This is a genomic window from Megasphaera sp. DISK 18, from assembly GCF_001682955.1.
Lineage (GTDB): Bacteria > Bacillota > Negativicutes > Veillonellales > Megasphaeraceae > Megasphaera > Megasphaera massiliensis.
The window spans coordinates 1-13,449 of record NZ_LUGJ01000003.1 but is presented as its reverse complement, the minus strand read 5'-3'; the positions used below and the strand labels follow the sequence as shown (position 1 = coordinate 13,449).

The window sequence follows — 13,449 nt, the reverse complement described above, 5'->3', positions numbered from 1 at the left end:
CAACATTTGACAAAGAGCCAGAAAACTGGCCTCTGAGCCTCAAAGATGATAAAATGTATAGGAAAATAAACGATGTTACTTATCATAAAGGGGGATTTTTTATGTTTACCTATTATATGCCGACGCAGGTGTTTTTCGGGAAAAACTGTATTGCCGAGTCTGGTCAGGTGTTAGCCGGTTTGGGGAAACGGGCCTTATTGGTCACAGGCCGTCATTCCGCCAAGGTCAACGGCTCTCAAGATGCTATTACCGGAAAACTTGATGAATTAGGCATTGCCTGGTATCTCTTTGACGATGTTGAAAACAATCCCTCTATCGATACGATCCGCAGAGCCGCTTCTCTTGCCAAGGAGAAGGGCGTTGACTTCGTCGTCGGTATCGGCGGCGGTTCACCCATGGATGCCGCTAAGGCCATTGCCCTGCTCTGCACGGATGATCTCGACGATGAACGGCTTTTCAAAGGACCTTACAAAAAGCCCTTGCCCATTGTGGCCGTGCCGACGACGGCCGGAACGGGGAGTGAAGTGACCAAAGTCAGTGTCCTTACTAATGTTCATGCCGGGACCAAGCAGTCCATCAATACGCCCTTCATTTTTCCGGTCTATGCCTTTGCCGACCCGACTTATACGGAAAGCGTGTCCCAGACCGTTACCATCGACACGGCCATCGATGCCTTGAGTCACGCCGTGGAAGGCTATATGTCCACCATGTCGACGCCCATGAGCGACGTCTGGGCCGAAGAAGCCATGCGCTTTATCGGCCTCCATCTGACCGACTTGAAGGGGGATATTCCCTATGCCGTCCGGGAAGATTTGCTTTATGGGTCTATGCTGGCCGGTCTTACCATTGCCCAGACGGGAACGACCATGGTTCACAGCATGGGCTACATGCTGACCTATTATCGCGGCATCACTCACGGCCGGGCCAACGGCCTGCTTTTGCCGGCTTACATGAAACTCATGGAAGAATCAATGTCCGATAAGGCGGAACGCGTCTGGGCCATCCTCGGCCTTTCCGGGAGCGAAGACTTTGCAGCCCTTATGACGGATCTTATGGGCGATACGGTAGGACTCACCGATGATGAAATTAAAAAGTTCGTCACCATGACACTGCCGACCAGCGGTATTCAGCGAACGCCTTATGACGTAACGGCCGCAAATTTGACGACAATCTACAAAGGGCTGTAAGCGGAGGCCGCCTGATTCAATATAGGAGGAATAGTATGGCAGAATTATTAGCGCCGGCAGGCTCTTTAGATAACGTACTTACGGCCATTGATGCCGGTGCCGATGCCGTTTATTTTGGCGGCAAGAGCTTCAATGCCCGCCGCTTTGCACATAATCTAGACGATGAAGAAATCGTCCGAGCCGTAAGAACGGCCCATTTATTTGGCGTAAAAGTATACGTCACGGTCAATATTCTCATGGCCGATATGGAACTCGATGACCTGACAATCTATTTGAAGTCTCTTGATAAGGCCGGTGTCGACGGAATCATCGTCCAGGACATGGCGGTGGCACTCTTAGCTCGCCGCGTCGTGCCCGACCTGCCCCTTCACGGCAGTACGCAGATGACCGTTGCCGATGCTGACGGTGTCCGTTTCTTGGAAGAAAACGGCTTCACTCAGGCCGTCTTATCTCGTGAATTATCTCTTGCCGATATACAGTCGGTCTGTGCTTCGTCGCCTCTTGCCATTGAGGTATTCATCCACGGGGCATCCTGCATGGCCTATTCCGGCCAGTGCCTGATGAGCAGCTTCCTCGGCGGCCGCAGCGGAAATCGCGGGGCTTGTGCCCAGCCTTGCCGTCAGCCTTATACCTTAGTTCGCGATGGCAAAGCGGTCATGAAACAAGAAGCCTATGTACTCAGCCTCAAGGATTTAAAAGGCCTTGATTATATCGACGACCTCCTCGATGCCGGGGTCACGTCCTTTAAAATAGAAGGGCGCATGAAGGGAGATACCTATGTCAGGACCGTCGTCACGGCGTACCGCAAGGTCCTCGATGCCCATAACAGCAGCCCGAAAGCCCGTAAAGAGGCTCATGATGAAGCGGCAGCCTTGCTGACCGCAGCCTTTAACCGCAGCTACCAGGATGATTTTTTAAGAGGGACGGTCCAGCGCCGAACCTTGACTGAGAAGAATCCCTCAGGCCGGCAGACGGCATCCGATGCCGCCGTTGGCCTTACGCGAAAGATTCCGATTTACGCCCATGTCGATGTCGACGGTGATGGGCGATTAGAGCTTACCCTGTGGGATGAAAAGGCCCATACGGTAGTGGTTGCGGCGGACTTTCAGCCTCAGCCGGCTTCGAAGCGTCCGGCAACGATCGATTACCTGAAAAAACAGTTGGGACGCCTCGGTGAGACGCCTTTCGTCCTGACCGAGGTGACGGCCTGGGATGAAACGAAGATGATTCCGGCCAGCGTCTTAAATGACCTTCGCCGTCAGGCCGCCGACGCGCTGACGGAAGTTATTTTGGATGATTATCAGCGTCCGTCGGCAGGTACGGTGGTGCCGATATCGGAAACGGTCGTTGAAGCTAAAAAAGCTGAGGCTATGGAACTCGTCGTCCGCTGCGACACCGTCGACGGCGTCATGGCAGCGGCCGAAAAGGGGGCAGACGTCATTATCTTCGGCGGCGAATCGTACCACCATCGTCCTTTCCGGCAGGAAGACTGGCAGGCAGCCGTCAAGGCGGCTCACGATCACGGTGCGGCCTTATGGGCCGGGACGCCGCGCATCGTTCGTGAAGCCCATAGAGCGGCCGTACAGAGCGAACTCGAACGGGCTGCTGCATCCCGGCATCGACGGCATTTACGTCGGCGCCATGGCTGTCTTTACGATGGCTAAAAAGGTCGGCAGCGGCCTTCCTATCCGAGGAGACTGGTCTCTTAATATCTTCAACAGTCAGGCTGCCTCAGCCTATGCGTCCCTCGGCTGCAGCGGCATCACGGCGTCTCTTGAAGCGACGCTGCGACAGATCCGTGACATGGCCCGCAAGAGTCCTTGTCCTGTTGAAGCCGTCGTCGAAGGCCGTGTAGAAATGATGGTCACCGAATCGTGTGTCATCTCATCCTTTGCCGGCAATGGTAAAAAGAAGGGCTGTCCCAATATCTGCCAGGGAGGAGCCTATGCCCTGCGCGATCGGCGGGATGAAGAGTTTCCCGTTGCCACGGACCAATATTGCCGCAATCACATCTTAAACAGCCGCGATCTTGATATGGCGCCCTACTATAAGGACCTCGTCCGGGCCGGCATTGCTGCCATTCGCATCGAAGGCCGAGGCCGCAGTCCGAAGTGGCTGGCCGAGCAGGTTTCCCGCTACCGCCGCCTCTGTGACGGGACGGAAACCTTGGTTCTGGGAAAAGAAGACCAGACCGTTACCCGGGGTCACTTCTTCCATGGAATTTTATAATACAGGAGTATTCATAGATGAATAAACGAAGTATGAGAATTTTGGGATTCTACCAGATTCAGCACATGTTGGTGCGCCTGGCTCCATCCCGCTTGTCGAAGGAAATCGCCCGTCGTTTGAAACCGATGAGCGATGCCGAAGCCATTGACCGGCAGTTGACCGACACGGAAGAAGCCGTCCGCTGCACGCAGACCGAGACCGGCACGCCTTTTGGCGGCATCGTCGACATCCGGCAGGCTCTGGAAAAAGCCAAGCGCGAAGTAACCCTTGATTCTCGTGAATGTATAGATGTATGGAACAATCTTCAGCATTATAGTGAAATCAGTTCTTTTTTTGCTGACCGGGCAGTAGAATACCCGCACCTGGCTGAACAGGCCGAGGTTATCGGTGACTTTTCGCAGCTTTCCCATTCTTTTGCCACGGTCTTTGACAACAACCACCAGATTCGCGACAATGCGTCACCGCAGTTGATGCGCCTTCGCAGCCGCATCGTCGAACTGGAACGGCAGACGAAGCGCTATGTCAATAACGTCCTGCAAAATAAAGAGTACCAGAAATTTTTCCAGGATGCTTTAGTTACCGTGCGAAACAACCGCTACGTCATTCCCATCAAGCAGGAATACCGCCATGCCTTTCCCGGCATCGTCCACGATACGTCGGCCAGTGGTTCAACTCTCTACATCGAACCCTTGGCCATCGTCAACGCTAACAACGACCTGCAGTCGGCCCGTATTGAAGAAACGCGGGAAATCGAACGGATTTTCCGCCGTCTGACGGCTAAGGTTCAACAGCAGTACACAGAACTCTATGACAGCACCCTTTGCGTCGGTCAGTTGGAATTCATCTTCGCCAAGGCCCAATTAGCTCGGCAGATGAAGGCCTGCCGTCCTGCCGTTTCCAAGACGCGGCAGATCAAGCTCATCCAGGCCCGCCATCCCCTCATCGATGCCAAGTATGTCGTGCCTAATACGATCGTCCTCGGCGGCGACTACCGGATTTTGCTCATTACCGGTTCCAATACCGGTGGTAAGACTGTATCCATGAAGACTTTGGGCCTCTTGGTCCTCATGCACCAGGCAGGACTTTTTATCCCTGTTGAGGAATCGTCGGAACTGCCCGTCTTCCGCGACGTCTTTTCCGATATCGGTGACGAACAGGATATCTCTCAGAACCTGAGTACCTTTTCCAGCCATATGAAGCAGCTGGTCTATATCTTGAAGCACTGCGGTCCGGACGACCTCATCCTGGCCGACGAACTGGGCTCTGGGACCGACCCGGCAGAAGGCAGTGCCATTGCCATCGCCATCTTGGACTCCCTCTATCAGAAGGAATCTTATGTCATGGTCACGACCCATTACAATGATTTGAAAAACTACGCCTATAATACGCCGGGCATTGAAAACGGCCACGTCGAATTCGATATGGAAACCCTGAAGCCGACGTATAAACTGCGCATCGGCTCGGCCGGCAGCTCTCATGCTTTCAGCATCAGCGAACGGCTTGGCATGCCTAAATCGGTTCTCGAAAAGGCCAAGGAACTGCGCAGCAAAGCCCAGGACATGGATATGGAAAAAGTCCTGACTCAGCTCAATGCCCAGGCTAAGAAGTTGGATGAAGAACAGGCAGAACTGACGTATCGCCTGAAGGAAGCTCGGAAATTGGAAGATGACCTGCGTCGGGAAAAGGACAAGGTCACGTCCAAGCGGCAGGATATCATCGATGCCAGCCGCCGTGATGCCGTCGACCTTAAACGCAGTCTCCGCATCGAAGCCGAAAAGATTATCCGTGAACTCAAGGCTCAGACCAAAGAAACCTTGTCCGATCGCGAAAAGGCGAGGGCCATTGAGCAGGCTCGTCGGGCGATCCAGCAGATTTCCCTGCCCGAAGCAGAAAAACCGCACCGCGATCCCATCGACCGCAGTCAGTTAAAGGTGGGGCAGCAGGTCTTCGTCAACACCTTGGACAGTATCGGTACCGTCGAAGACATGGGCAGCAAGCAGCTGACTGTATCCTTGCGAGGCATGACGGTCCGCGTCAAATTCAGTGACGTCAGCGCACCTTATCTCGACGAATTGAAGAAAGAAAAACAGGCTGAAAAGAAGGCTGCCGCCAGCTCTTCCTATCGTCCCATCCGCTCATCCCGGGTGGCGACGGAGCTCAACATCATCGGCAAGACCTTTAGCGAGGCCCTGCCCGATGTCGAACGTTTCCTCGATCAGGCCCTGGCTGCCGGTTTCAGTCCGGTAAAAATCATCCACGGCAAGGGAAGCGGTGCCCTGCGCCGGCAAATCCATGCCTTTTTGGATGACCAGCCCTTCGTAAAAAAGTATCAGCTCGATGACGTCGACGGTGGCGGTGCCGGCGTTACCTTAGTCTATTTTTAATGAGTGCAGAATCCTCTGTCTTTTGGTAAATAATCAAAAGGCAGGGGATTTTTTTTGTAAATCTTTCGGGGAAATCGTTGACAGGATAGTTGTAATATGATATATTACAACTATCCTAATTGTAATCAATTATATTACATCTAAAGACAATATTTATGTGTATCCTATGAAAAGAGAAAGGGTGTTGTATTATGACAAAGAAAATTGCTGTTGTTGCTGCCGGTGGGAAAGTTTCCCGCAAAGTTATTACCGAAGCCGTTAACCGCGGTTTTGACGTTACGGCCTTTGGCCGCAAAGCTGAAAACATGACTGATGCTCAGCATTATGTACAGAAAGATATTTTAGATTTGACAGCAGACGACCTGAAAGGCTTTGACGCCGTCGTCGACGGCTTCGGTGCTTGGACACCGGAAACCTTGCCGGCTCATTCGACGACGACAGAACACCTTAGCCGGATTTTAAGCGGAAGTTCTACTCGCCTGCTCATCGTCGGCGGTGCCGGATCGCTCTTTGTCGACAAGGAACATACCACGGCCTTGTCGGATACGCCGGACTTTCCCGATGACTATAAGCCGGTCGCCACAGCTATGGGTGATGCCCTCGCATTGCTTCGCCGTCACGACGACGTCAATTGGACTTATATCAGCCCGGCTGCCGATTTCCGTGCTGACGGTGAACGGACCGGGAAATATATCCTGGCCGGCGAAGAATTTACCCTGAACAGCAAGGGCCAATCGATTATCTCCTACGCCGATTATGCCATTGCTATGGTCGATGAAATCGAAAAGGGCGACCATATCAAACAGCGCATCAGCGTCGTCGAAGCATAACGAATTATATAGATTATATAGAAAAAGCTTCCATGAAGAAAAAATCCTTCGTGGAAGCTTTTTTGTATGATGTTATGTTTTAGAATTTGTCGTGATTTCTCGGGCGAACTGGCGGGCGTGTTCGGCCTTTTTGTCGTCCATAAAGACTGTCTTATAGCCTAAGTGGCGTTCGGCGAATAGGGAGAGGTACTCGAGCTTGGAGTGTTTGCAGTAGCGCTTGATGCCTTCTTCAAAGAGGTCGGCCCCGTGGATGGGCTTATAGCCGCAGGTCACCATGAGGGCTACTTTTTTGCCGGCCCAGAGAGAGGGTCCTACCTCATCGCCGTAGTACTTGTTGAAGCCGTAGACGAAGCGGTCGAGGACATTCTTCAGCGGTCCCGGACAGTACCAGGAGTAGATGGGCGTGGCCAGGACGATGAGGTCGCTCTCCAGGACAGCGCCTGCAATGGGCGCGAGGTCATCGCGGCGGACGCAGGCGAAGTGCTGCCAGTCCTGTTGACAGCCGCGACAGGCGTAGCACGGATCTATCTGATAGTCATAGAGCCAAAAGATTTGGTACGCATGTCCCAGGTTCTTCAATTCGTCACAGAAGGGATCGAGACACTGTTTGGTGTTGCCGTTTTTTCTGGGACTGCTCATGAGAATGGTGATTTTCATCGGAGTTCCTTTCACGAACGAAGGACTTTTATAGGACGATATGGCTGAAGACGTCACCGATGGCGTCGTGGAGGACGAGGTCGGCGGCGCTGTCCATGTCGGTCGTCGACTTGTTGATGAGTACCAGTTTTTTGCCGCGATAATAGCGGACTAAGCCGGCGGCGGGGTAGACGACGAGGCTCGTGCCGCCAATGATCAGCATGTCAGCCTGGCTGATATAGTGCAGGGACTGTTCGATGACGTCGTTGTCGAGGCCTTCTTCGTAGAGGACGACGTCAGGCTTTATGGTGCCGCCGCAGGCGTCGCATTTGGGAATGCCGGTGGAGTCCTTCATGTACTGGGCGTCGAAGAATTTATGGCAGTGGGTGCAGAAGTTGCGGTGGACGCTGCCGTGGAGTTCGAGGACGTTCTGGCTGCCGGCTTTTTGATGGAGGCCGTCGATATTCTGGGTGACGATAGCCCTTAGTTTTCCGGCCTTTTCCAGTTCTGCCAGCTTGATATGGGCCATGTTGGGTTTGGCGTCGAGGGCCAGCATCTTGTCGCGGTAGAAGCGGTAGAATTCTTCCGGTTGTTCCCGGAAGAAGGTGTGGCTGAGTATCGTTTCCGGCGGGTATTTGTAGTGCTGGTTATAGAGGCCGTCGGTGCTGCGGAAATCGGGAATCCCGCTTTCTGTCGAGACGCCGGCGCCGCCGAAAAATACGATGTTGTCCGAATGTTTGACCATGTCGACGAACTTTTCAATTGCTGTCATAGAAAAAAACTCCCTTCGTTAGACTCCATAAGTATCTTTTAATAATTCGAGTCCCGTTTTGGTGCGGAACACTTTTTCTTTAAAGGTCCGAATGGCTTCCGGCTTCAGTTGATCTTCATAGGCGTTGACCAAGAAATCGGCTTCCAACAGAATTTGGTAATCAACCCCGTCGACACCGCTGTAGGTATGGTGATGGGCGATGAGAAAGCAAACCCTGTCGATAAGTTTTTCCGGGGCTCCTAGTTCTTCGAGGATGAATCGAGCCGGTTCCGGCCCTTCGAGTTCTTGAAAATGGCCTGACGAGGAGCCGTATTTTTCTTCGGCCCGATGAATACCGATGTCGTGGAGAACGGCCGCCGTTTGGAGGATGGTTTGCCGGTCTTCTGAAAGTCCTTCTAACCGGCCGATGGTGTCGGCATAGGCATAGACTTTCAGGAAATGGTGGATACGCCGGGCGTCGCCTTTGTCATAGGCGACGGCCTTTTGGATGACCTGCTCGATGGATATCATAAAAACGCCTGCCTTTCTACAGCCATTATACTACATAATGAATGATTATAAAAATTATCCTGTGCTAATTTGTCAAAAACCATTGACAAAGTGTCCATTTATATCTTATGATTTTTTATAGGAATTGTTACATTTATTTATCATTTTTTCATTATGGTTAGGAGTGGTTTTATGGTCATGGACGTCCTGAATTACCTTGACGATGTCCTTTATTATCCGATTTTAATGGTCATCCTCGTTGCAGCCGGCCTCGTTTTCTCGTGGAAAACACGGCTCATCCAGCTTCGTATGTTCGCTGAAAGTATCCGCGTCGTCATGGAAAAACCGACGAAAGACGGAAACGTATCGTCTTTCCAGGCTCTCATGGTTTCGACGGCATCCCGCGTCGGTACGGGCAACATCATCGGCGTATCGACGGCAATCTGCCTCGGCGGTCCGGGGGCCGTATTTTGGATGTGGATCATCGCCATCATCGGCGGCGCCACGGCCTTTATCGAAAGTACCCTGGCTCAGGTTTACAAACGCCGCAACGCCTTAGGAAACAGTTACGGCGGCCCGGCTTACTACATTGAAACGGCCATGCATAATCGGGGCTTGGGCGTCCTCTTTGCCTTATCCTTGATTCTTACCTATGCCGGCGGCTTCAACCTCCTCTGTTCATTTAATATGCAGTCGACCTTCCTCGTTTACGATTTCTATGATCCGACGATGACGCCGTGGATTCTCGGTGCCGTTTTTGCAGCCCTCGTCGCTTACTGCCTTATCGGCGGCGGTCAGCGCATCATCAAGGTTACGTCGATCATGGTTCCGGTCATGGGCGCCATCTACATTCTGGCAGCCTTAGTCGTCGTTGTCGCTCATATTTCCAGCCTGCCGCAGGTCTTTGCCATGATCTTCGCTGATGCCTTTGATTTTGAATCCATCTTAGGCGGCGTTTCCGGTTCCTGCCTGATCTACGGCATCAAGCGCGGTCTGTACTCGAACGAAGCCGGTATCGGTTCGGCTCCGAACGCTGCCGCTGCCGCTGACGTCAGCCATCCCGTTAAACAGGGCTTGGTTCAGATGCTGTCGGTCTTCATCGATACCCTCTTAGTCTGCAGTGCTACGGCTTTCATGGGACTCTTCTCGGGCGTCCCCATTACCAAAGAAGTCGCCGGTGCCGCTTACGTACAGAGTGCCGCTTCGGCCGTCTTCGGCGGATTCGGACCGCTCCTCATTACGCTTTGCATGCTCCTCTTCGGTTTCTCGACGCTCATCGGCAACTTATACTACGTCGATAACTGTATCCGCTTCATCCATAAAGGGGCTCCGTCTCAGAGCTTCGTCTATAGCTTCCGCCTCGTCTGCATCGCCGTCGTCTTCATCGGTGCCGGCATGTCCATGGCTGCCGTTTGGGCCATTGCCGACATCCTGATGGCCATCATGTGCTTCATCAACATCCCGGCCTGCTTTATCCTCAGCAAAGTCGCCGTCAATGCCATGAAGGATTATCAGCAGCAGCGTGAAGCAGGGCAAATTCCGGTCTTTAAAGCCGCTGCTATCGGTATCGACGAAAGCACGGTACAGTATTGGAAATAAATCCTCTTGACAAATAGGGGGAGAGACCTTACAATACGCTTATATACAATGATAATTGTATTAAATAATTAAGCGTAAAAGCTATGAACAAGACGGTCGATATGGCCCAGCCTTTTTAGCGAACCGGGGACGGTGAGAGCCCGGCAGAGGCTGTATATCGACGGATCACTTGGGAGCTGCAGCTGCGAACCAGCTGCCGGGTCGCATCGTTATATTGCGTCAAAGTGGCTGCGTGAGCAGTCAATAGGGTGGTACCACGGTGATTACGTCTTCGTCCCTTTTTGGGACGGAGACGTTATTTTTTTTCACACAGATAAGAGGAGGAAGCATCATGGATTACGGTAAGACTTTACATCTGCCCCAGACGGAATTCCCCATGCGCGGCAATTTGCCGAAACGGGAACCGGACTTTTTGAAATTTTGGCAGGATCATGACATTTATAAAAAACGCTTGCAGAAACGGGACGGAGCGCCTAAGTTCATTCTGCACGACGGCCCTCCCTATGCCAATGGCAAGATTCATATCGGCCATGCTTTAAACAAAGTATTAAAAGACATTATCCTTAAATATAAGACCCAGCAGGGCTGCTATACCAAGTATGTTCCCGGCTGGGATACCCACGGCCTTCCGATTGAACACGCCGTCATCAAGGATACAGGCCTCAATCGCCACGAAATGACGCCCCTTGACTTGCGTGCTAAATGCCGCGATTACGCCTTAGCCCGCGTCGAAGAACAGAAGAAAGACTTCATCCGCCTGGGCGTTCTCGGGAATTGGGAAGATCCCTACCTGACCCTTCGCAAACACGTCGAAGTCGCTCAAATCGGCGTCTTTGGCGAAATGGCTAAAAAAGGCTATATCTACAAAGGTCTGAAGACCGTTTACTGGTGCCCGCACTGCGAAACGGCTCTGGCTGAAGCTGAAATCGAATACAACGACGATAAATCGTTCTCCATCTACGTCAAGTTCAAATCCGTCGACGTCAGCGGCCATATGCCGAAAGATGCCGATCCGGAAAAGGTATTTGCCCTCATTTGGACGACGACGCCTTGGACCATTCCCTGCAACCTGGCAATCAGTGCCAACGAAAACCTGGAATACGTCTGGGTCCGCGTCGGCGATGAATATCTCCTGATGGCTAAAGAACGAGTTGCCGTTACCATGGAGGCCGGTAAGGTTACGGACTATGAAGTCCTGCCCGACGTCATGACGGGCAAACAGCTCGAAGGCATGGTCTTCATGCATCCCTTCTACGACCGCAAGGTCCCGGTTATCCTCGGTGACCACGTCACCCTCGAAGCCGGCACGGGCCTCGTTCACACGGCTCCTGACCACGGCCAGGATGACTTTGATGTCTGCATGAAGTATGAAGCCTGGGGCCTCAAACCTTTGGGCACTGTCGATGGCTCCGGCCGCTATACCGATAAGGTTCCCGGCTTTGAAGGTCAGTTCGTCTTCGATGCCAACGTACCGGTCATCAAGAAATTGGCTGAACAGGGCACCCTCTTTGCAAAAAGCACCTTCCGCCATCAGTATCCGCACTGCTGGCGCTGCAAGAACCCGATCATCTATCGGGCAACGGAACAGTGGTTTGCTTCCGTCGACGGCTTCCGTCAAAAGGCCCTCGATGCCATCGATACGGTCAAATGGATCCCGTCTTGGGGCCATGACCGCATCTACAATATGATCCACGACCGCGGCGACTGGTGCATCTCCCGTCAGCGCGTCTGGGGCGTCCCCATTCCGATTTTCTACTGCGAAGACTGCGGGGAACACATCATCAACGATGAAACGATTTCTCACCTCCAGGATATGTTTGCTAAAGACGGTTCCGACGCTTGGTGGATGTATGACGTCAAGGAATTGATGCCTGAAGGCTATAAATGCCCCCACTGCGGCGGCACCCATTTCCGCAAGGAAAGCGACATCATGGACGTTTGGTTCGACAGCGGCAGCACCCATCAGGGCGTCCTCAAGCACGATCCGGACCTCGATTATCCCTGCGAAATGTACCTCGAAGGCTCGGACCAGCATCGCGGCTGGTTCAACAGCTCGCTCCTCACGTCCGTTGCCGTCAACGGCTATGCTCCGTATAAATCGGTTCTGACCCACGGCTTTACTGTCGACGGCGAAGGCCGCAAGATGAGTAAATCCGTCGGCAACACCGTAGCACCGCAGGAAGTCATCGAAAAATACGGTGCCGATGTCCTCCGCCTGTGGGTATCGTCGGCTGACTACCAGGGCGATATCCGCTTGTCGCCGAAAATCTTGAAACAGCTCTCCGACGTCTACCGCAAGATCCGCAACACCTTCCGCTACCTCTTGGGCAACTTGGCCGACTTCGACCCGTCGAAAGATGCCGTCGCCTACCAGGATATGACGGAACTCGATAAATGGGCTCTGCTGCGCATGGAACAGGTCTTCGAAGAAGTTACCGACGCCTATGAAAACTATCAGTTCCACGTCATGTACCATGCCATCCATAATTTCTGCACCGTCGATTTGAGCGCCATGTACCTCGACGTCATCAAAGACCGCCTGTACACGGAAAAGACGGATGCTCCCGTCCGCCGCAGCGCCCAGACGGCCATGTACATCATCTTGGATACGCTGGTCAAGATCGTCGCTCCGGTCCTGTCCTTCACGGCGGAAGAAGTATGGCAGAACATGCCTGCCGTCGACGGCAAAGAAGAAAGTGTCCTCCTTACGGATTGGCCGGAAGTTCATAAAGAATATCTGAATGCCGACCTCGATGCTCGTTGGGACCACTTCCTGTCCTATCGCCGCGACCTGACCCGTATCCTCGAAGGAGCTCGTCAGGAACACAAGATCGGTCACGCCCTCGATGCTGCTGTTACCATCTATGCCGATGGGGAAGACTACGATTTCCTCAGCTCCTGGCAGGATCAGTTGGCCACCTTGCTCATCGTCAGTGAAGCGAAACTCGTCAAAGGCGAAGCTCCGGCCGATGCCGTTCCCGGTGAAGACCACAGCGACATGAAGGTCGTCGTCGTACCGTCGAGTGCTGAAAAATGCGAACGCTGCTGGATGCACACCGACACCGTCGGTTCCGATGCCGCTCATCCGACGCTCTGCGCTCGCTGCGCCCACGTATTAAGCGAATAAATTTTCAACCTTGAAATTTCCTTATCCGTAAGGAAGCTCATGGTTGTCCCGAAATGGATAGTTTATGCCTGTCAATGACAGCATAGGCTATCCATTTTTTGTGTTGAAATTTTATGAATTTTATTTTATAATAAATGAAGGTTCTATAATAAATGTTGGGGTCTTGTGGACACTCCTGTTCACAAGACCCCTTGTT

At 52.8% G+C, this 13,449-nt stretch carries 10 protein-coding genes; 7 read left to right on the top strand and 3 right to left on the bottom strand.

Annotated elements, in window-relative coordinates; all coding sequences use genetic code 11:
• Positions 1-101: 101 nt before the first annotated feature.
• The 5 genes from A0U42_RS00855 (at position 102) to A0U42_RS00840 (ending at position 6,630) form a co-directional block, all read left to right on the top strand.
• On the top strand, positions 102-1,187 hold the full coding sequence (locus A0U42_RS00855; RefSeq protein ID WP_065359500.1) for an iron-containing alcohol dehydrogenase family protein: 1,086 nt from the start codon (positions 102-104) through the stop codon (positions 1,185-1,187).
• 35 nt (positions 1,188-1,222) lie between these two features.
• Entirely contained in the window at positions 1,223-2,851 is a 1,629-nt protein-coding gene (locus A0U42_RS00850; protein WP_255304068.1) for a U32 family peptidase, read from the top strand.
• Positions 2,748-3,416, top strand: coding sequence for a peptidase U32 family protein (locus A0U42_RS11755; RefSeq protein WP_255304067.1), 669 nt, complete (start codon positions 2,748-2,750; stop codon positions 3,414-3,416). Before A0U42_RS00850 ends, A0U42_RS11755 begins: the two co-directional genes overlap by 104 nt.
• A 17-nt stretch (positions 3,417-3,433) precedes the next feature.
• A complete protein-coding gene (locus A0U42_RS00845) occupies positions 3,434-5,800 on the top strand; it encodes an endonuclease MutS2 (protein ID WP_065359499.1) in 2,367 nt (788 codons plus the stop codon).
• 191 nt (positions 5,801-5,991) lie between these two features.
• The gene (locus A0U42_RS00840) at positions 5,992-6,630 is read left to right on the top strand and encodes an NAD(P)-dependent oxidoreductase (protein ID WP_065359498.1); all 639 of its coding nucleotides are present in this window, start codon (positions 5,992-5,994) and stop codon (positions 6,628-6,630) included.
• 72 nt (positions 6,631-6,702) lie between these two features.
• Here A0U42_RS00840 and A0U42_RS00835 read toward each other — a convergent pair whose 3' ends face one another.
• Genes A0U42_RS00835 through A0U42_RS00825 form a run of 3 tightly spaced genes read right to left on the bottom strand, consistent with a single transcriptional unit; the run spans position 6,703 to position 8,548 of the window.
• On the bottom strand, positions 6,703-7,287 hold the full coding sequence (locus tag A0U42_RS00835; RefSeq protein ID WP_065359497.1) for a flavodoxin family protein: 585 nt from the start codon (positions 7,285-7,287) through the stop codon (positions 6,703-6,705).
• Between the two features lie 28 nt (positions 7,288-7,315).
• Positions 7,316-8,038 (bottom strand): NAD-dependent protein deacylase, encoded by a 723-nt coding sequence (locus A0U42_RS00830; RefSeq protein ID WP_065359496.1) that lies wholly within the window; start codon positions 8,036-8,038, stop codon positions 7,316-7,318.
• An 18-nt stretch (positions 8,039-8,056) separates the two neighbouring features.
• Positions 8,057-8,548 carry an HD domain-containing protein gene (locus A0U42_RS00825; protein ID WP_065359495.1) on the bottom strand — a complete coding sequence of 164 codons (492 nt, stop codon included), beginning with the start codon at positions 8,546-8,548 and terminating at the stop codon, positions 8,057-8,059.
• A 171-nt stretch (positions 8,549-8,719) separates the two neighbouring features.
• Here A0U42_RS00825 and A0U42_RS00820 point away from each other — a divergent pair, with 171 nt between their 5' ends.
• Together A0U42_RS00820 and ileS are read left to right on the top strand one after the other, a co-directional pair.
• Positions 8,720-10,126: a sodium:alanine symporter family protein gene (locus tag A0U42_RS00820; RefSeq protein WP_065359494.1), complete on the top strand. Its 1,407-nt coding sequence runs from the start codon at positions 8,720-8,722 to the stop codon at positions 10,124-10,126.
• Positions 10,127-10,457: 331 nt separating this feature from the next.
• The gene (gene ileS, locus A0U42_RS00815; protein ID WP_065359493.1) at positions 10,458-13,253 is read left to right on the top strand and encodes an isoleucine--tRNA ligase; all 2,796 of its coding nucleotides are present in this window, start codon (positions 10,458-10,460) and stop codon (positions 13,251-13,253) included.
• Positions 13,254-13,449: the final 196 nt, after the last annotated feature.

Excerpts from the sequence above, each read along its gene's own strand:
- A0U42_RS00855 (WP_065359500.1), top strand. The coding sequence starts at position 102 with ATGTTTACCTATTATATGCCGACGCAGGTGTTTTTCGGGAAAAACTGT.
- A0U42_RS00850 (WP_255304068.1), top strand. The coding sequence starts at position 1,223 with ATGGCAGAATTATTAGCGCCGGCAGGCTCTTTAGATAACGTACTTACG.
- A0U42_RS00845 (WP_065359499.1), top strand. The coding sequence starts at position 3,434 with ATGAATAAACGAAGTATGAGAATTTTGGGATTCTACCAGATTCAGCAC.
- A0U42_RS00840 (WP_065359498.1), top strand. The coding sequence starts at position 5,992 with ATGACAAAGAAAATTGCTGTTGTTGCTGCCGGTGGGAAAGTTTCCCGC.
- A0U42_RS00835 (WP_065359497.1), bottom strand. The coding sequence starts at position 7,287 with ATGAAAATCACCATTCTCATGAGCAGTCCCAGAAAAAACGGCAACACC.
- A0U42_RS00830 (WP_065359496.1), bottom strand. The coding sequence starts at position 8,038 with ATGACAGCAATTGAAAAGTTCGTCGACATGGTCAAACATTCGGACAAC.
- A0U42_RS00825 (WP_065359495.1), bottom strand. The coding sequence starts at position 8,548 with ATGATATCCATCGAGCAGGTCATCCAAAAGGCCGTCGCCTATGACAAA.
- A0U42_RS00820 (WP_065359494.1), top strand. The coding sequence starts at position 8,720 with ATGGTCATGGACGTCCTGAATTACCTTGACGATGTCCTTTATTATCCG.
- ileS (WP_065359493.1), top strand. The coding sequence starts at position 10,458 with ATGGATTACGGTAAGACTTTACATCTGCCCCAGACGGAATTCCCCATG.